The sequence below is a fragment of the Thermoplasmata archaeon genome, assembly GCA_015063285.1.
In the GTDB taxonomy this organism is placed as follows: domain Archaea; phylum Thermoplasmatota; class Thermoplasmata; order Methanomassiliicoccales; family Methanomethylophilaceae; genus Methanoprimaticola.
This window is the reverse complement of the sequence record SUST01000009.1, coordinates 21,772-42,257: the sequence shown is the minus strand read 5'-3', so window position 1 is coordinate 42,257 and position 20,486 is coordinate 21,772. Positions and strand designations below refer to the sequence as shown.

9 protein-coding genes and 1 pseudogene are annotated in these 20,486 nt (G+C 50.5%); 6 read left to right on the top strand and 4 right to left on the bottom strand.

From position 1 onward, the window contains the following. Positions 1-206: 206 nt before the first annotated feature. Positions 207-473, top strand: a complete 267-nt coding sequence (locus E7Z62_06310; protein MBE6522718.1) for a hypothetical protein — start codon at positions 207-209, stop codon at positions 471-473. After that, a complete protein-coding gene (locus E7Z62_06305) occupies positions 439-1,371 on the top strand; it encodes a transcription initiation factor IIB (protein MBE6522717.1) in 933 nt (310 codons plus the stop codon). The genes E7Z62_06310 and E7Z62_06305 overlap by 35 nt, the downstream gene beginning before the upstream one ends. A 37-nt stretch (positions 1,372-1,408) precedes the next feature. Here the strand turns inward: E7Z62_06305 and E7Z62_06300 are convergent, their stop codons facing one another. After that, positions 1,409-2,062, bottom strand: coding sequence for a DUF998 domain-containing protein (locus E7Z62_06300; GenBank protein ID MBE6522716.1), 654 nt, complete (start codon positions 2,060-2,062; stop codon positions 1,409-1,411). An 11-nt stretch (positions 2,063-2,073) separates the two neighbouring features. Further along, positions 2,074-2,670: a TetR/AcrR family transcriptional regulator gene (locus tag E7Z62_06295; protein ID MBE6522715.1), complete on the bottom strand. Its 597-nt coding sequence runs from the start codon at positions 2,668-2,670 to the stop codon at positions 2,074-2,076. Between the two features lie 156 nt (positions 2,671-2,826). On the opposite strand from E7Z62_06295, the gene E7Z62_06290 reads away from it, so the two are divergent. From E7Z62_06290 to E7Z62_06280, 3 genes and pseudogenes are all read left to right on the top strand, one after another. Further along, positions 2,827-3,084: a hypothetical protein gene (locus tag E7Z62_06290; GenBank protein MBE6522714.1), complete on the top strand. Its 258-nt coding sequence runs from the start codon at positions 2,827-2,829 to the stop codon at positions 3,082-3,084. 405 nt (positions 3,085-3,489) lie between these two features. Continuing rightward, positions 3,490-3,795 (top strand): annotated as a pseudogene (locus E7Z62_06285) (hypothetical protein). Between the two features lie 83 nt (positions 3,796-3,878). Continuing rightward, positions 3,879-4,040 (top strand): 4Fe-4S dicluster domain-containing protein, encoded by a 162-nt coding sequence (locus tag E7Z62_06280; protein MBE6522713.1) that lies wholly within the window; start codon positions 3,879-3,881, stop codon positions 4,038-4,040. Between the two features lie 331 nt (positions 4,041-4,371). Here E7Z62_06280 and E7Z62_06275 read toward each other — a convergent pair whose 3' ends face one another. Continuing rightward, complete coding sequence (locus tag E7Z62_06275; GenBank protein MBE6522712.1) at positions 4,372-5,397, bottom strand: IS110 family transposase; 1,026 nt, start codon at positions 5,395-5,397, stop codon at positions 4,372-4,374. Positions 5,398-5,525: 128 nt separating this feature from the next. Continuing rightward, positions 5,526-6,599, bottom strand: coding sequence for a tRNA-intron lyase (endA, locus tag E7Z62_06270; protein ID MBE6522711.1), 1,074 nt, complete (start codon positions 6,597-6,599; stop codon positions 5,526-5,528). Between the two features lie 392 nt (positions 6,600-6,991). Between endA and E7Z62_06265 the strand changes: the two genes are divergently transcribed. After that, a complete protein-coding gene (locus tag E7Z62_06265; GenBank protein ID MBE6522710.1) occupies positions 6,992-20,464 on the top strand; it encodes a hypothetical protein in 13,473 nt (4,490 codons plus the stop codon). Positions 20,465-20,486 lie beyond the last annotated feature (22 nt).

Genomic DNA, 20,486 nt, shown 5'->3' with positions numbered 1-20,486 from the left:
AGACACCACCATTTCCACTGGAAACTGTTACCGACTAACGTCCAAGGATTACTCATCCAGCCACCGAAAAAATCGATAAAGATAATTAAATAAGAGAAAACGCGGATTCTTCGTGCTACAATATAAAGAATCCCTAAATCATTAAATAATAAATCAGTATAACCATCAACTAGAGGGTTAAGTCCCGGCAGTGGCGGAATCGACTCATGGATTTTCTAGGAACGGTGAAAGAGATAACAACGGACGGCAGACTGATCGTCCAATGTTCTGAAGCCCCGGAAATCGGAGCCTTTGTATTCGATTCAGGCCAAAATAGGATGGGAATCGTCAAGAGGGTGTTCGGACCAGTGTCCGCTCCATACGCATCCGTCGAGACGAGAGCTGCCGCGACAGACCAAATGTTAGGAACAAACCTTTACACCAAAGGGGGAAAACAACATGGTAAAGACAAGGGAAGGAGCAGAAGAGATTGAGGTCTGCCCGGAGTGCGGAAGCCACCACCTCGTCCGTGACTACGAGAGGGGAGAGCTCCTGTGCGAGGACTGCGGTCTGGTCCTCGATGACCAGTTCATCGATCAGGGACCAGAGTGGAGAGCCTTCGACGTGGAGCAGGGAGAGAAGAGGGCACGTACCGGTGCGCCTATGACCTACACCATCCACGACAAGGGACTTTCCACAGAGATCTCATGGAAGAACAAGGACTCCTACGGTAAGAGCATCCCCACAAGGAACAGGGCCCAGCTGTACAGGCTGAGGAAATGGCAGAGAAGGATCCGTGTCTCCAACGCAACGGAGAGGAACCTGGCCTTCGCACTGTCCGAGCTGGACAGGATGGCATCCGCAATGGGACTCCCCAGGAACGTCAGGGAGACCGCGGCCATGATCTACAGGAAGGCCGTCAACAAGAACCTCATCAGAGGAAGGTCGATCGAAGGCGTCGTCGCCGCTTCGCTGTATGCTGCATGCAGACAGTGCGGTGTCCCCAGGACACTGGACGAGGTCGGGAACTCCAGCCGTGTAGGCAGGAAGGAGATCGGAAGGACCTACAGGTTCATGACACGTGAGCTGAAGCTCAAGCTGATGCCCACCAAGCCCCAGGACTACGTCCAGAGGTTCTGCTCGGAGCTCAAGCTGAGCGGAGAGGTCCAGTCCAAGGCAGCAGAGATCCTCAAGGATGCGTCCGAGAAGGAGCTCACCTCCGGAAGGGGGCCCACCGGTGTCGCCGCCGCTGCGATATACATCTCCTCGATCATGTGCAACGAGCGCAGAACTCAGAGAGAGGTCGCCGATGTGGCCGGTGTGACCGAGGTCACCATCAGGAACAGGTACAAGGAGCTCACCGAGAAGCTCGGTATCGAGATCCAGCTCTGAAAACAATAAAAGGGCCTTCGGGCCCGTTTTTTTTTCTTTAGTTTATTTGCGATACTGGACGGTCCTCGTCCGACACCTTATACCAATAGAATCCCAGGAACGCCGTTAACACCACCGCGCTGTACGTGCTGAACCTCTCCACCAGTCCGAACACATCCTGCGGGAGAGCCTGGCTTCCCATAGCGCCGAACATCATCGCGATCAATGCTATCGCAGCGGCGATGCCCAGAACCTTCCTTCCGTTCTTGATCCCAAAATAGGCCAATGCTACGAGAGAAGCTATCGACAGAACGACGACCAAAATGGTCAGTATGTACACGTGCACGAACGATTGCATGCTGCCATCGTATCCGCTGCCGGTAAGAGGGAACAGCGAGTATCCTATCGCCGAAACGAACTGCATAGCAGTGAACAGATAGACGCCAATCCTGATCCCTTTGGCCTCTTCCCTGACGACCAGACAGATCAGGACGCAACATAGTATGCTGAGAATCCCGTATACGCTCGAATACCCGATAGCTGCTGCGAACGAAGGCGCGTCCGTAGCGGTCAGATCGCTCACGGCCTGCCTCATCGGATCGTAACCGGGATAGTTCATCGCACCTATCACATCGTGCAGCAGATAGAACACAGCGCATAGGATGCCGCTTACAGCGGCTATCAGCAACATCAATCTCCTCTCTTCCATCATAATCAACCCTTTCAGGCCGCATACATGCGGCAGAACTCCTTGACGTATTCACCTATCATGTCCTTCCCGGCATCCATGCCGGCGGAGGAGAGATCGAACTCATAATCGATCATCGAATGCACCGCCATGGCGAACGAGAAGGCTGCGGCCTTCGGATTGCTGAAGGATGCCAACCCCTTCCTCTGGATCGCACCGAACAGCTTCTCCGTTGCATCGATCATGGTCTGCGTCTCCCTGACCATTATCTCCGAGGCCGCGGGACTGATCGCCCTCTCGGACATGACTATCCTGTAGAACATCGACAGCTGGGGATCGTGGACCATGGCCCTGTATGACAAGACTGCTTTCGTGAGGATGCTCTCCATGGAACCTTCAGATGCCATGGAATCGTAATCTACAGGTCCGACAGCTGCCCTCTGCTTCGAGGCCTCCCTGATGGTAAGATACATCGCATCGACTATCTCGTCCTTGGACGAGAAATGGTTGTAGAGGGATGCTTTGGTTATGCCTACCCTGTCGGCAATCTTCTGCATGGAAACGGCGCCCAGGCCGTCCTCGGATGCCAATTCGAGTGTCGCGTAGACAATCTCGTTCTTCCTGTCGGTCATCAATCCATGATCCGCTAACAAGTGTATTAAACTACCGTTCGGTAGTCTATTAACTTTGACTAATGTCTCCACCTGTTCCGTCCTATATGCCAGAAATCGACAATTGCGACCGCTAACTGCGATAAGTTTATCTTATATGCAATCGATTTCGGCATCATGGCTGGACAATTCAAAGTTCAACTGCTCGAAACATTCGCCGCCCTGATCACGGCAGCTTTCGGACTTGTCGCCGCACTTGCATGGAACGAGACCATCAAGGCGGCCGTCGCCGCTGTTTTCGACACAGAGGACGACCTCGTCGGAATGCTGATCTACGCCATCATCGTGACGATCCTCGCAGTCATCATGACGATCTGGATCGCCAGGGCTCTCGGAAAGGCAAAGGAAGCTCTTGCCGCCGAAGAGAAGGAATGAGTGAATGAAAACAAGGGGCGCATGCCCCGTTCTTATTTTTTACAATTTGACCTGGCTGATTATTTCATCAAAGAATGGTGAAAAAGAGATCCTCCTGCCGTTCCCGGACCAACGGTCCGGATCTAACGGACTGTTGTCCTATCAGAGTGTCGACCTCGGGGGACACGGTAGGAGGTGATAATGTGTTTACATACTACCTCAGCCAACGTCCGCAAGGCGGATACCGGCTGACTATAACGATCGGTCACTTGACCATCGTTATCGATTGGTCATAAACGATCGAAGTAGAAAAGGTTTGACACCGGCCGTCGGTGTCGGAGGTCCGAAGAGTCGACCCCTCTTGTGAGGGTCTAGGGCCTCCTAACCGCCCAATAATTATTGACCTTGGACTCTATCGGAATATCGATGGAAGACACCCATTCTGAATGGAATGAAGCGAAGGACGAACTAGTCGAAACCATCACAGGTCTCGGTTTCCCGTAGGAATTCGGTCTGGAGATCGCAAAAGGTCTTGGTGCACCCAAGGCCATACGCCGCATGACGGCCTATCTGAGGAATGCGAGACCGAAGGATCCCGAGACCATCGTGGATGAGATGCTGGCGATACGCAGCGAGATCGATTCTTGGCGGCAGAAGAAGAAAAGCGAGGAGGCCAATGCAAGATACAACGAGCTCCTGCGCCATGGTTTCGGCGGAAACGGAGAAGAGTGATCGGATCCGGATAAAAAGCAATGCACTCTGGCGGGTACATATATTATAAATGAGAAATCGATTTGTTCTCCGAGGTAAACTAAATGCCCAAGATCAACGAAGCAGAGTGCGTAGCATGCGGAGTATGCGCAGACGAGTGCCCCTCGTCCGCCATCACAGTCGGAGACGTCGCAGTCATCAACCCCGATGTCTGCACCGAATGCGGCGCATGTATCGACGCATGCCCCTCTGGAGCTATCGAGTGATTCGATAATGCGGCTCGGATGGGCCGCTGAAACCCCTTCCTTTCTCTTTACTTGACAAAAACGAGCGTTATTTCTGCATGATCTTGCCTGTTGTTTATAGCTTACGCTGGGAGATCCCCGCATCCGACCCACCGATCCTGTCATGCCAACGCAATTTACTTTAGACGGTCCAGATGGCCGTAAGATGACTTTTCGAGCCTGGTCGTCGGTCGACTCCGTAATTTTTCAAGGCGGTCAAGGCCGCAAGAAAGGACGACGGCAGAATACCTCGGACCTCGCATCCCATAACCGGCATCGGATGTCGGGAGTCAGGCTTGAATCGAATGCCGATTCAAGCTGCGAGCCTGAAGTCCGAGCCGGACTTCAGCATCGCGAATATGACCGACAGCATCTTCCTGGATGCCGTTATGAGCGCCTTCTTCGTGCCCATCTCCGAGCACTTGCGTTTGTAATACTTGGTGACCGATGAGTCACAGTTACGGACGTGAGATTCCGTCACACGTTCCATTAACGCCCTCATCATCCTGTCCCCGTTCTTGGTCATGCGACCGTGATGCTCCTTGCCCCCGGAATCCCTAACCCTCGGGACGAGACCGAAGTATGCGCATAGTTTCTCAGAATCGTCGAATCTGTCTATATCAACGATCATAGACATGATCTGGACTGCCGTCTGCCTGGCGATTCCAGGAATGGTTATCAGGATCTCCACATCCCTGGAATCCGGAAGCCTGGATTCCACCTCCTTCTGGATGGAATCCCTCTCAGCGAACAGCCTTTCCAACCCGGCCATACGGTTCATCAACGTGATATCGGATGAGAAGTTGAACCTGACATAGTTCCTTGCCCTCTGTGCCTGGAAGTTATCGAATGCTTCCGGAAGATGCTCGCAGTTTCTGGACATATGCGATTTGATCCTCCTGGTCTCATCGCTGATCTTCCTGGAGATCTCCTCGCGGTACCTGCATATGTCCTTCAGCTCGCATTGCTCTCTGGTCGGTATGAATGCCATTTGAAGGTCTATCTCACCTCTCTTCCACAGCCTTAGCATCCTGGCGATCGTATACGCATCTTTCTTGTCCGTCTTCTTATCGGATTGCGTGATGAGTTTCAGCGCTTGGGCGTGGACGACATGGGTCTCCACACCATTGTCTGAAAAGAACCTGAACGGCTGATATGCGTACGTCCCTGATTCCATCATGACGCAGAATCCTTCCTTATCGCCGTATTCCATCAGCTCGGAAAGATTCCAGGATTCTGATTCCTTCACGAAATTCTTCTCGAACTTCGGCTTGCCAGTGCTCGTGAGCACGCAAGCCGTGATATTATCCTTATGTACATCTAGACCAATGTATCTCATGCGGCATTCGCCTCCTTTTAGCGATTGAGAATGAATGTCGCACTTTTTCAGTCCTTGCACTCATCCTCGGGGAGATTGCCGCTCGTTTTTGCTGCTGGTCATTTTTTAGAATAGCTGGCACATGGAGATCATTTCCCGGGGATCAGTCCGGGTTTGTACCATTCGAACTCGAGGTATTGGATGGAATTTCCTTTGACCATCGCGAAGAGGATCTCCTTCTTCACACCGCCCGATAACCTAACCGTCCTGGAGATGTCGGGCCACATCTTGGTAATCTCATAGGGCACCGCATGCACCAGGAACCTTGCGTGACAATCGTCGGGATCGTCCTGATAGACCCTGAAGTGGGTACCGAACTTGAAACCGGCCTTCACAACAAGCCCCCTCTCCCTGAGGTCAGTGTACACCTTCAGGCGGTTCTCGAACTCATCTTGCTCGTTGAAACCGTATTCGAAGAGGTCGTCGTAATCCATCTCAGTATCTTCCATGTCCCTCACGGTCAGCTTCCCCTTCCCTATGAGGAAGCAGGCCTCCACCAGCGACAGCTGGTAGATCCCGTTCACCAGGTTCCCGAAGAACCCGTAATCGTGCAGGAACGCGCTCTGTGTCTGGTCGAATATGAACACACGGTCGCTCACCAGGACGCCTTCGGCGTGTCCCCTCACGTCCGTGGGGAACACCTTGCCGGCGGGATCCTTCACATGGAGCTTGTAATAGGTCACGTCCCCTTCCTCGTCGACCACTCCGTACAGGAGGTTCTTCCTCCTGTCGTTGGTCTCCTTGGTGCCTTCCAGAGAATCGGAGACGTCGAGGAGGCTCCTCTCGGAGACCGCTCTGAGCATGTATGCCGGGCGGGAGTTGGACTGCCTCTTGCCTGCGCCGAACACGGAAAGATCGTAATTGCCGGATTCCTGCTTTACGACGAGTCCCCTTCCGAGCCTTATGTCCCTGTATACGATGTAGAGGATATCGAAATCCTCCACGGAATCCGATGAGAGCCTGAACAGATCCTCGAATGACATTTTCTTATCCTTATCGAAGACCTCCAGCTTCCCCAGTTCAGTAAGAAGCGTTGCTTCTAGGAGATCGAGGTCTACACCGCCTCCGCTGCGCGGATATCCGTAGTTGCCCTTGCCGTAAAGGTGGTTACCGTCTGTCTGGTCCCTGACTATGACATAGCCGTCGGACAGTTCTCCTCTCATCATTGAAGGTAAATGACGAGAGTATATAACGTGATTCTGATGGCGACTTGGACAAAGATAACTTTGATCTCGGTTATTCGTCACCCGCTTACCATCTATACGCCAATCGACGATAATAGAGGGCATAGAATGTAGCTAAATCTATCCGTATCTTGAAATCAACAATGTCGATTTAGTTACTGGATATACACTTTTTTGTACATATTGGATTATACATCCAGATAACAATTTGTTGGATGAACTTGACCTATTGATATATATACAACAAGTTAATAGAGTTGGAATATAGTGATGATGAACCGATTGTCGACATTCGACTATCACTAAGTACGCAAAGGGGGCGAATGTCAACAGAAAACAGTCGGCGTACCTAGCAGGGAAGAAACGGTATAATGGATTGCAATAGTACTTTTTCAAGGGGCATGAGAAAGACAAAGCACAAAATGTTAGCATTATTCCTTCTTGCTGTCGCAATAACTTTTGTAGGGACGGCAATAGGGGTATCCGAGTCAATATCTGCTCAAGGCGAACACACGATCACGTACATCGATCCGACCAACACAACTGGTAACGGCAGTGTTGAAGTAACATATGACGGAATAGCAGCGACGGAATACAACCCCTTGTTATGGAGCAACACGGGCCTTATAACATCTGGAAACTGGAATGCCCCCTCAAACACAGCTGTCTGCGAATTCATCGATGGAAACAGCACTCCTGTTACAACATCCGGAACCCGTGACAACTGGACAGGGACCGTAAAACTAAATTCTGACGGCTCATTCAATTCCTATGAAAACTCCCTTAATCATGTTGTAAAAATCCAAGATAATTCGGTCAGCATCATGTTCACGCACGACGGAAGTGCTGGGAGTGGCATCGATTATGAATTTAAGATACCCAAATCATTCGTTATTAAGGAGAACGGAATAACTGCCACCAGCACAACTGTCACTAAGAATGAATCAAAGAGTAATACTGACCCCATCTATGACTACTATAATTTCCACAGCCAGGTCACAGAAACGACCGTAACTATCACATTCACAACCTGTACACTATCCCCTGATAAGGTATTCGGCGGATGGATGGCCTATCAGAACAACGAATGGGTTATGATTTATCCCGGGGATGTCGTGGACAGCAGCATAACCACACTCTACGCCAAATGGATAGAGCCTGATGTTTTCGTCTTGAAGTCGGACACAGTTTACGCCAACAGATGGGCCGATGGCGACTGCTACACAGTAGATGTGCTCAGTCCGTGCGCATACCCCACTAACATCCAAGGAAACAAGACAATTGGGGCCATCGATATCGACAACAACAAGAAAGTAAACTATGCCGACGTTGTCCGCGGAAATAAGCGCACATCATCAGACATGTTCGGTACCATCTACCTCCTAACTCTGGAGAAGGCGAGGAACGGAGAGAAATTGATTGACATGACCGTGGGTGGTGTAAACAACAGTAACTATCCCAATTATCTGCCGACAGGAACATACCGTTCACCTATCGGAGCAATTGAGAAAACGGTATTGCAATTCTCAGGCTCAGGAACTGGATGTTGCAGGCTCGGCGGCGATGTTATCATAGATAACGTGATCATCGTAAGCACCGGCAGTAACATCGGAACACATGGAGACGGTACCGGTTCTGCGATATACGCTTACGGTCACAAGCTCATCTTAGGAACCGGAATTGAAAACCTATGGAAAAAAGTCAACAACGGCATAATATCTGACACTACAACCAACATTCCCAATGATAACGGCGGTGTGCCGCAGATCTTCGGCGGAACTCCTGGAAGCTCGATCACAAATGCAACAATTGTAGGCAAGAAGATCGTGTTCGGAGGAGGGGAAGAGATCAGAGATTTCACCGTAGACCTGGGAACCTATGTCATCATCCACAGCGGTACCTACTACAACATAGTCGGTGGATCTTCAGGAGCCAATGCCACCATTGGAACTCAAGACAATCCCTTGTCGACCTACATAGTGCTCAAGGGAGGTATCACCACCGACACTCTGGCAGGAGGCAGCTCTGGATCTGGCGGTAGTGGCGATATTTATGGTAACATCTACAACACGAACAACGATTCGGAATACCCGTCTGAGAACAACGGAGGAACATTCGTCTATTGTGTCGGCCACTATACTCCTGGAGATAATTGGGAAGATACGCAAACCAACGATTTCTATGGAGAGAGGACCAAGTTCTACATCGAACAGTCTAGCATCATCGAGGGAGGATCGTCCAAAGGAACTTCCGGAAACAAAGCAACCATCGAGGGATCCACCCATGTATTCGTCAGCGGTAACAGTTCTGTATGGGATGTACAGGCATCTGGCCGCAGCGAATTCACAAGAACCGACAGCGCATATCTGGAACTGACCGGAAAAGCGATCATCAGGCACATAGCATGCGGTATCATCACGGACGGTGCAACAACCTCTGATAACGACTGCGTCGATCACGTACTCATATACATCGGAGGCAGAGCAGTAGCGGCCGGAGTATACGGAGCAGGTTACGACACCTCGGCTTTACCCACATACAAATCTATGCTGGACGGTGACATCACAGTAAGGATGGTCGGAGGAATCGTAGGGAACCTCTATGGTGGCGGATACAGAGGAAGCATCGGAAACGAGTCGAACAAAAACGATCTGACGATCAACATCGAAATAACAGGCGGTACCATATTCGACAGTGTCTACGGAGGAGGCAGCGGTGGTCTGGACAAAGACAGGCACAACAGTACCGGAAACTTCGTAGAACCCAGCTGGAAAGGATACAAGAACTCGACCGGAAAATCCTATGTGTTCGGTAACATCAACATCAGTATAGGTGGCGACTCGGACATCAATATCTATGGAGACGTTTACGGCGGAGGCATGTCCGTCCCCACATTGACAAACTACAAAGGAAAGTCGCTTCCGGACGAATACCCCGAGGTCGCGAAGGTCGATGGAAACATCTCGATCAGCATCGGTAACAACGCAAACATCGCTGGATCAGTATACGGAGGCGGAAAGGGTATCGATGAAGAGAAATCCGCCGATTGGGCCGACGATTACTCGAGGATCACGGTCGTAAATAGCAGTCTGATCGATTACAATGACCCGACTGCTAACCCATTCAATAAACTTCCCTGGTTCGTGAACAACAATACGAACATCACATACAATACGACGAGCGGACACTACGTCGACAACGCGAAAGTAACTGGAAACACATACGTCCTGATAAAAGATGGATGCTACATCGGCCATGACGTTTACGGCGGAGGGGCCATAGGAAAGGTCGATGGAAACACAGTCGTCGAGGTCACCGGTGGAGAGATCAAAGGAAATGTGTTCGGTGGTGGATTCGGAGTAGAAAAGATCATCTCCGTCACCGGCAACAGGACAGTCTACGTCACGGGATCTTCCACCAGGATCTATGGATCTGTTTACGGAGGATCGTCGAAAGGTGACGATGGACCCAAGCTCAACAATGATACTGATGAAACCGTGTACGACAACGACACTACCATCGTGGTCATCGACCAAGGAACTATAGATGGGTCCGTATTCGGTGGTGGATTCATGGGAAGGACCTATGGAAACACCAACATCTATGTAGGTCACTACTACAAGGACGATGAGGGGAACTACGTCAACCCCTACCAGTATAAAGGTAGCGTGAAGACGATCAATGTATCATCTATATACGCAGGAGCTAACGTCAAGACTGACGAGCAGGGTCATGCGGAGAATCCGTTCGGCCCCGGCACCGACCTCGTCAAAGGACACGGAAGCATCTTCATCTATGGAAACGAAGGAAAAGCGAAAATCTCCATTGACGGAAGCATAATGGGAAGCGGAAACGCCTGCAACACCAAACTCAGCACCAAACTGGAAATCATCCAATTACAGAACAACACCAACACCCCGATACAGGGAATCCATCGTATAACCGAGGCACTTATCACTCAGTCATACATCGAAGTTCAGGGAAGGAGCGCAGTCACCGAAGAACTGGTTGCTAGCCTGTATATGATCGATGATCTCACTCTGAAATACGATACCATAGTGAAAATCGATTCTACCGCTGACAAGGTATTGACTCTGAACAGCGTCAACATGTACAACAAACCGACCACCCAAGGTTCTCCTTCCAACTCGATAATCATCGCTGGCGGTTCAACATTCTACATAAGGGAATCATCCTCCAGCTATGGTGCCGTCAACGGAAACCTAATACTCTCGGCTCAGGGAGAATCCAGCTATGGTGCATATGTCATGTGTAGCCCTGGTTCCGGAGGATTCGTAGTCAATAAGGATGGATCTTTCAGAGCAGCAAACATGACCGACTTCAACGAAAGTACCCGCTGTTGGTATATCGGAGGAACCGAGAAGAAAGCAATCACTATGAGTCTTTCCACCTCTGGCAGCGATGCTATCAAGACAGTTGATGGATCAGTGGACATCGTTAAGATGTTCAACGGCACGGCCATAGAATATGTCGGTGGAGCATTCTACTCATTGGGATCCGACATACACGGCCATGACTACGAATTCGTAAAGCCAGGGATGAACGGCGGCCAGACTCCCCATGAGAACCAATTTGGTCTGATATTCGGACATGAAGGAAACGGAGCAACGCTTACTGTCGCAAATGAGATGAATTCCTTTGAAGGAATCCCCGGATTCGAGAACCCTGTCAAGTCGACTTACTATAACAGGGACAACGGTCAAGAAGATCAGTCAGTATTGCTTACATGCGCAAGCGCTCCTGGAACCTACAAACTCAACTTCACATTGACTGGAGCTCCCGTAGATCACGCCGCATATCTCGGTTATCTGATCCTTAACTTCAGAGAAGTTTCTGCTTATGGCGATGAGGGCTACACGATTCCCGCCAACTACATCGAGGTCCGTGTGGACTTCTATGTGATCACCTCCTCGACCGAATACGGAACGGATTACAGCATCAGTGTGAAGACCGAAGAAAATCCCAGTTCATACATAGGATACTCTGATGTTCTGTTCCCGAAATCGCCTTCGATGTCTGAACTCAAGTTGACCAAAGTTACCGGAATCAATGCTGGAACCACAGTGAGGGTCATCCCTATGGCCAATATGGACAACACCACTGGTTGGATGCTATCCAGTCCGAAAGAGTTCACCGATAACTTCAATGAGGACGGTTCACAGAGCGCGATCAAACTGGGAACTCTGTCTGGATCCTCGGTAGCCACCATAAGATATTATGTGGAATACAGCGGAGATGTTCCGCAAGATATCACCCTTTCGTTCGTATTGGATACAGGCTCTGGTCAATCACCATCCAACATCACCCTTATCGTTTCTGAAAAGAACAAAGTCAAGGTCACATTCGTTGGAATGTACGGAACCAAATCCAACCAGTCAGCCCTCACATTCTATCAGGGACAAACTGTGAGCAAGATCGAATGCCCTGACACGGGAGAAGGATTTGTGGGATGGTATACGGACGAGAATTACACAAAACCGTACAACCACGATACCCCTGTTACCAAAGACCTAACCCTGTACGCAAGATACATGTACACGGTCAATCTGGACTACATGGACGGCAGATCCCTGAAGATATACGTCTCTCAGGATGTAGAGGGCGGTGCAAGTCTGACGAACCTTCCTGAGCCGGAAAAAGCCGGATACGTATTCGGAGGATGGTACAAGGATTCCAGCTTCATCTACAAATGGAACACCGAATCCGACAGGGTCACCAAGGATATGCCCCTATATGCCAAATGGTCCGGAATAGAGATCAAGATCAACTTCTTCAAACCCTCAGGAAGCGGATGGACGAACATCTTCGGTACCAATGGTTACGTCATGAACTATGTGAACGGTGAACCGGTATATGCGAGTGTTAGGATCGGATCCACTTTCGATATCGTTGACTTCAACCATAACAACATGAACATCCTGGATTACGCCAGGGAGGTTCTGACATCATCACCCGATTACAGTCAGAAATTCATCCAGTGGGAGTCTTTCCAGGGAAACAACACAACCTCGGGCACATGGTACAACATCGATCAGGATACGATTCTCACCATGGCCATGCTGACAAACCCCGATACCGGCTTGCTCGTAAATGAAATCAACATCTATGCAGTCACTTCCGACATCGCAATCAAAGTCACGATGGACAAGAAGAGTTGGAATGAAACTTCTTCAGTCCCGTACGAATCAGCTACAGTAGAGGCTCCCAGTTCATTCTTGGTATATCCCGACCAATCAGTCGCACAAATGGAAGGTGACGAGACCTACTTCACCTTCACCTACACCCTCAAAGACGCATCCCTGTCTGGTTACAAGTTGAAAGGATGGCATAACACCAAGATGCCGACCAATGTCGGTGCATTGGATCCACGTCCCGGTGTTGAAAGAACATTGAAAATATTCTACGTTGAAGAACACGCCAATGTGGGCGGAGACGACGTGATCTATCTCAAAATCGTGAGAACTGAGGTCGAGACTGTTGATGAGACTGGTAGGGCCATTATAGTCCAATTGGATAACGGAACAACCGATTACTATCTCAACAAAAAAGGTAGCGACTACGAGATCACCTACAAGGCCGTATGGGAGCAGATGAATTACAGTGTCTCAATCCCATCTCCCATTAACGGAACCGTCGATGCATTCTTGGTCGACCATAACGGAAACAGGGAGCGCATCACCAGCACTACCATAAGCGCCCACTACGGAGACATCATAGAACTCTCCTATACTCCTTCAGAGCACTATGAGCTCAACAGGTGGATCGCTTCCGGAGAATGCAACTTGGAGGATGCTTACTCATCATTCACCACGGTCATGGTAACAGGAAACTGTACCATCACTGCAAGTGAAATTGGAAGCAGGTTCGTGAACCTGAACATGATCTTCAACAACAACACTATCGAAGACAGTGAGCTCCAGAAGACCAGAGTGTACTTGCACAACAAAGTATACACTCAGGAATACTATGAGATGTCCCTAAAGAGCAACGACCCCTCGGCACCCAAGCTGTATTCCGGTTACATACCTCTCGGACTGTACGAGGTCTGTCTCCAATACGGAGACTCCGACGAGTATCTCACATTGTTGGGAGACCTATCGATCGACAGAGACAACAACGCTGATTTCACATACTACATAATATCAGCAAAGATCATCACTGAAGAGGTCACCGTCGAAAGCACGCCTCATCAGACCACTAGCAACTACAAGTACTCCATCCTGAACTACACCAAGTACGTAGGAGCATTAGATTCACTTATCTTCAGTCAGCCCCAGGATCTTCTCATCAACAACCCCGATGGAAATCTGCCACCGGTCAAGATAACCGTCGCTGCTGGATACAGTTACACAGTTCTCGAAGGATTGTACGAAACCGAGGGTGAAGTAACAAAGTTCATAGTGAATACGGACCATAATTACCACACAGGTTCAACGAATGAAATTCCCACACCGGAGAATGATTATGGTACGAAGACTGAATCGTTCTATCTGAACTGGACCAAATTCGACAAGCCTGCACTCATTGTGGTTGAGACACAGAACCTCTACCAAGTCAAATACAAGCTTAAGAATGAAGACGGTACAGACTATAAAGTCTACTCAGATCCGGTAGAAGCCACAACCTCAGTCGATTACGGAGCTAAGTTCCTGCCCAACGTGCCTGCATCCATCTATCAGGCATTAGGCGGATCTGGTAAGATCATCTCAGGATGGTATTTCGACTGTGATCCTGGAAGTGAGACGAAATTCAGTAATCAAGTATACGGATTCCACGAAATGAATGATGCTCGCTTGATCCAGGCCAAGAGCGGTACTCTCATATTGTATGGTAAGGTGGTCACCGGAACCGCCAAGGATGTCAATGTAGTCCTCAAGCTGAAAGAGCTTGACGGAAGCTACTCCGAGCAAGAACCTATGAAAGTTCCGTTGGTGGAGAATGATGGAAAGTACTCTGCTGCTGTTGGAATAAACGTAGAAGGAATGAAGTTCAGCGGAATGGAACCTTATACCAAAATCAGCGCAGAACTCGTCGGCCAGAGAATCGTTATCACCGCAGTCGATTCGACCCCGTGGGAAGGAAGCACCACCCCGACACTGTATTTCAACTACACCAGGAACACAGTTAGCATAGAGATAGAAAACTCAGATAAGATCCTGTCATGGGATTGGAATCCCAGCGATAGGGCTGCATTCGAGCAGGAGATCCCTCTTCCGATAATGAAGAGGAATTCCCATAACGATCCTATTTCCGGATGGACTGCAGATCCCGCAGAAGGTGAAGTGATCTACAAGAACGGAAACTACTACTACAGGGTTGGCGCCAGCAATGACGGCGCCACTATATCTCTGACTGCGCATTATCCTGACGATACCGCAAAGGTCACGTTCATCACACCTGTCAGTTCATTCAAAGCTAACAACAGCCAAAGATTGGTTGTCGCAACCGTTGAAGGCAAAGTAACTCAGCCCTTGATCAACACTTACGACACCAATATGTACCAATTCTTGGGCTTCTTCAACGGAGATGTCGAATTCGACTTCAACAGTACTGTAACAAGCGATCTGATCATAACCTTGAAGTGGAAGGAGGATCTTAGCTACAAGTTCACTTATTCGACCGATGCCCACGCATCTGTGAGTACTACCATCACGAAACCTGCTGAAGACGGCGTCTACATGATGACCGCCCATTCTGAGATTGTTATCTCAATCAAACCAGACGCAGGGTACGATTTGGATATTGAGAGAACGTTGAGCGAGAGCGGATTGACCGCATACGACATCGGAACCCCGACGAAGCTGTCCAACAACAGAGGATACGCTTGGACGTTCTTCATCACCAAAGACATCAATCTTAACATAGTAACGAAGACAGCATCTGCCGACATCAACTTCATCGTCAACGGAACCAAGGTCGATGACTTCACGGTCTACTACAACGATGTAAGCGGAAACGGTCAGAACATTCCTCTCTACTCCGTGATCACCTTCGGAATGTACAACGACGAGGAATGGTACTACGAGCCCATCTTTAACGAACAGAACAAGGTAGAGAGTACCATAATCGACGGCAAGAGAGTCTACACCCTCACCGTCAAGGAGGACATCTCCCTCTATACCACAAGCAGCTCTCACATCATACGCTACTTCGACTGGGATGGTACCCTTCTGTACGATTCAGGGAAACTGAACAACGGAACCATCACTCTCAGGGATATCGAATGCAGCATGGACGGCCATATATTCGTTGGATGGGCCTTACTGGACAGCAATGGAAAGAAAGTCTATACTCACATCCCCAAGGATACAGTCGAGTTGGGTGTCCACACCCCGACCATAGTGAACCTGTACGCGTTCTACATCAAAGACGGAAACGTCACGTACACATACGACGGCTCGAAGCACTACTCGTCCATCGAGAACGATCCTGCCCTTAACCAGCTGATGGAGACGTACAAGATCGATGTCCACTACTGCGGGGATGACAAGATCATAACCGAAGGCCCCTACGATGCTACGAACCCGAACGGATCGTTCAAGTACCCGAAGAGCGGAAGCAGTTTCAGTTTCAGCACTATCGGCGAAGGAGCAGACGCGAACTCGGTGTACTACGCTGGTGTCATCGTCGATGCAAGCGGAGACAAGATGAGTGTACAGGGAAAATTCGTCGTCAAGATAACACCCAACAAAAAAGTCATGTTCTACGACGGAGGCTCTCTTAAGGCGACCATCGAGATCGCAGACTACCAGAATCTGGGAGACCTTCCTGAAATTAGCAAGGACATGGCGATCTTCGAAGGATGGTTTGTCGGCGAAACTAAACTCACCGCATCCACAACGGGATCGGAGCTGACCGAGACCACTACGATCGCAGAGGCAAAATGGACCAACATCTATACAGTCACTTTCGACCCCACTGGAGGAGTCCTGCCTCAGGGATTCCCGGGAACCGTAAGAGAGGATGGAAAGGGAACCATCAGTGTCCAGGACGGACAGACGATCAACAACCCCGGAAATGCAACTAGAACTTATCTCAACTACAGCTACGACTTCGAAGGCTGGATCAAATCTGCGAGCGATACGGATGGACAACCATTCGTATTCGGAGTAACTGAAATCCACAGCAACCTTACACTTGTTGCTGACTGGAGTATAGGTGAATCGATTCCATACTGGACCATCGAATACTACGGCCTGGTCGGAGGTAACAACCTCCAGAAGATCCACACATCATACATCATCAACGGTGACAAGATAACCGATGCTGGAGATCCTCCAGCGCAGAGAGGACTTGGTTTCGAAGGTTGGTTCAAGATAAAACTGGCCGAGACCCCATCCGGTTACATTATCCTAGAGGATGAACCATATGATTACAACACCCCTGTCACCAGCGACTTCAAGCTGTTCCCAGTCAGGAGTCTCAAATCATATGACGTCACCATTGATCCCAACTACGAGGGAAGCACAACCACATCCGCAGTCGGAGGCCTGAACAAGGGTCCCATCTCACTGTCTGTATCCCGTGAAGGTTACAACCTCCTCGGATGGTCGTTCGAAAAGAACGGAAATGTCGTATGGACCGGTCAGACCATCTCGTTCCCCCTGCAGGGGTCCTATGCAGCACTGGATCCCGCCGACAGGATCACCATAACGCTGTATGCGATATGGGAAGGACAGACCCGTACGGTCACCTTCAATTCGAACGGAGGAACCAGCGTCGAAACCCAGTATGTCGAGTACGGAGGATACGCGACCGCACCGTCCGCACCGTTGAAGAAGGACAGCAAATTCCTAGGATGGTATCTTAACGGAAACGTGTTCAACTTCGATACCCCGATCACCACGAACATCGTGCTCACCGCTCAGTGGTCGGATACATACACCGTCACATTGGATCTGGACGGCGGAAGCATAGCTTACGACAGGACCTTCAAGGTTGCAAGCGGAACCAGCCTGAACAGTGTCATAGGAGAACCGAACAAGACCAACACCCAGTTCAAGATCTATGATTTCGCAGGATGGCAGAGACTCACCGATGACGGCTATGTCGACTACGATCCCAGCCAGCCCATCACCAGCGACATCAGTCTCAAGGCAAAATGGACCGTGACCACCATCGCCTGGTCAGTAGGATACTACGCTGCCTACGGAGGAGAGAGCCCCCAACTGAGGAGCGTCGCAGTCGTCAACGTGGACGCACAGAACAAGAAGGTCTCCGCACCTGCCGATCCTCCGGGCCAGAGAGGACTGAAGTTCACAGGATGGTACGAATTCAGATTCATATCCGAATCCCCCGGATACGAGGTCATCGACCGCAACACCCCGTTCGACTTCGCCAACACGGATATCGAAAGAGACTACCTGCTAGTCGCCGGATGGATGCCCATATCCTACACCGTCACACTCGATCCCAACTACGAGGGAGCTCAGTCGACGACCAGGGATCTGGGAAGAGTCTACGGCGCAAATATACCCATGATCCTAAGCCGTGACGGATTCGCATTCCAGGGATGGTCCGCAACTCCCGATGGAGAAATCCTCTACAAGCATGCGGTCCACTTCCCCCTCGACTATGATATCGGAACCATGGACGAAAGCGGAGACAGACTCACGTTCACGCTTTACGCTCAGTGGGGAACCGATTACAAGGTCACCTTCAACTACAACAACGGTACACCGATCCAGACCCAAACCGTGGCCGTCGGAGGAAAGGTCATCCAGCCCGAAGACCCCACATGGGAAGGAAACAGGTTCCTGTACTGGTACGACAAGGAAGGAAACGACGCACCGTTCGACTTCGACACCGTGATTAACAGCTCTGTAGATCTGGTCGCCAAATGGCAGAAGCAGTGCACCGTGACCTTCATGTCGAACGACACCGTGTACTATTCCGCTATCGTAGACAGTGGTAAGAAGATTAGCGCACCCGCAGAACCGATCAACGACACCTACAACTTCAAGTATTGGCATCTGCAGGGCGAAGACACACCGTTCGACTTCCGCAATACCGTTATCGAGGAGGATATGGTATTCATAGCCGAGTGGGAGAAGAAACCGGTGCACATTGTCAGATTCTACGCACAACCTGAAGGAGTTCCTGAACTCAAGGCAACCATCGAGGTTATCGACGGACAGCTTGTCGAGCAACCCGCAGATCCTCCTGTACCTGAGAGGATGCAATTCATCGGATGGTACGAGTTTACCACTGGCCAGACCCGCTCGGTCAGCGTCGTGATCACTGACAAGTTCTACTTCAACCAGCCTGTTACCAGGGATTACGACCTTGTCGCTGCATGGGACATAGAGGTCTACACGATAGTATTCCATGCCAACGATGGAACCGACAGGATCGTCACGGAGATGCACGAACCTGTGTTCGGAGCACCCATTATACTGCCCAGCCAGGGAATCATCAGGGAAGGAATGTCCTTCGTCGGATGGTCCAATACCGCAGACAGTGGAGTGGATTACCCCGGCAACATCATGAACCGCCCGATCCCGAAGATTGAGAGCAAGACGCTGGACCTCTACGCCGTATGGACGAGCGACATCGTCGTCACTTTCGATTCCAATGGAGGATCTGCTGTTGAGCAGAAGGTCATCCAAGCTGGAACCAAGGTCGAGAAGCCCGAGGACCCCACCTGGGAAGGCTACACCTTCAAAGGATGGTACCTTGGTGACAGACTGTTCAACTTCGACACCACGATCACCGAGAACATCACCCTAGTTGCGAAATGGATCTCTGGCGATGATCCGATACCCGCTCCGCAGAACCCTAAGGATATCAAGAAGGAGACGGAGATCATCGAGCACGAAGACGGTTCCACTACCAGGATCGACAAGGAAACCATCACCGAGAGGGACGGCTCCAAGACCGAGATAATCAAGGAGAAGACCACCTACGAGGACGGAAGCTCCTTCGAGAGGGACGAGACCACCTACACGGACAGATACGGTAACGTCACCACCGAGACCAAGGAGACCGTCACTACCAAGGACGGCAGAGGAAACAACGTCGAGGAGAGCGTTAGGACCGTCACCGACGGAGAGACCAGCAAGACCGAGGAGCGCCTCGTCGTAACCGATGATGCGGGCAGGATCGTCGAGGAGAACGTCAAGATCATCAACACCGATGCAGAGGGACACCAGGTCTCATTCGTCATAGTCAACGACGGAGACAAGGCCGAGGCCTACCTCCCCGACACCAGCTTCGATGTGCTCCGTGAGGCGGAGACTATCCTGGACGAGATGAAATCCATGGATGTCGATCTCGTGTTCAGCTCCGCCGATGGCGTCATCATCATCCCTTCGGACTACCTGAAGGAGGCGACCATCAGGAGTTACACCATCTCCCTCGACAACAACGAGAAGAGGGTCACCCTGGATGAGGCGACCGTCAAGAACCTGTCCTCCAAGGGCGGAGATGCCATCCTGTCCATCAAGAAGCTCAATCCTGAGGACCTGACCGAGAGGCAGAGGGCAATCATCCACGACAACTATGCCATGGCCCTGACCATCACGATCAACGGCGATAACATATCCGCCCTCGGTGGAAATGCGACCGTCAGCGTGCTGTGCGACAAGCCCTACGACCATCTCTACTACGTGAGCGACAACGGTGCGATTGAGGAGATCGAATGCTCCTACGATGCTGCCACCGGAATCATGACGTTCAAACTTGAGCACTTCTCAGTGTACACCTTGACCGTCGGTCCGCTGGCCTTCTCCGAGGAAGAGGACCTCATGATGTTCGTCGCAATCGCCGCAGCAGCTCTGGTCGTTGTGATTATAGCAGGCGCATTGATCATCAGGAAGAGATGAGGGGGTCGGCCCTTCATCTCTT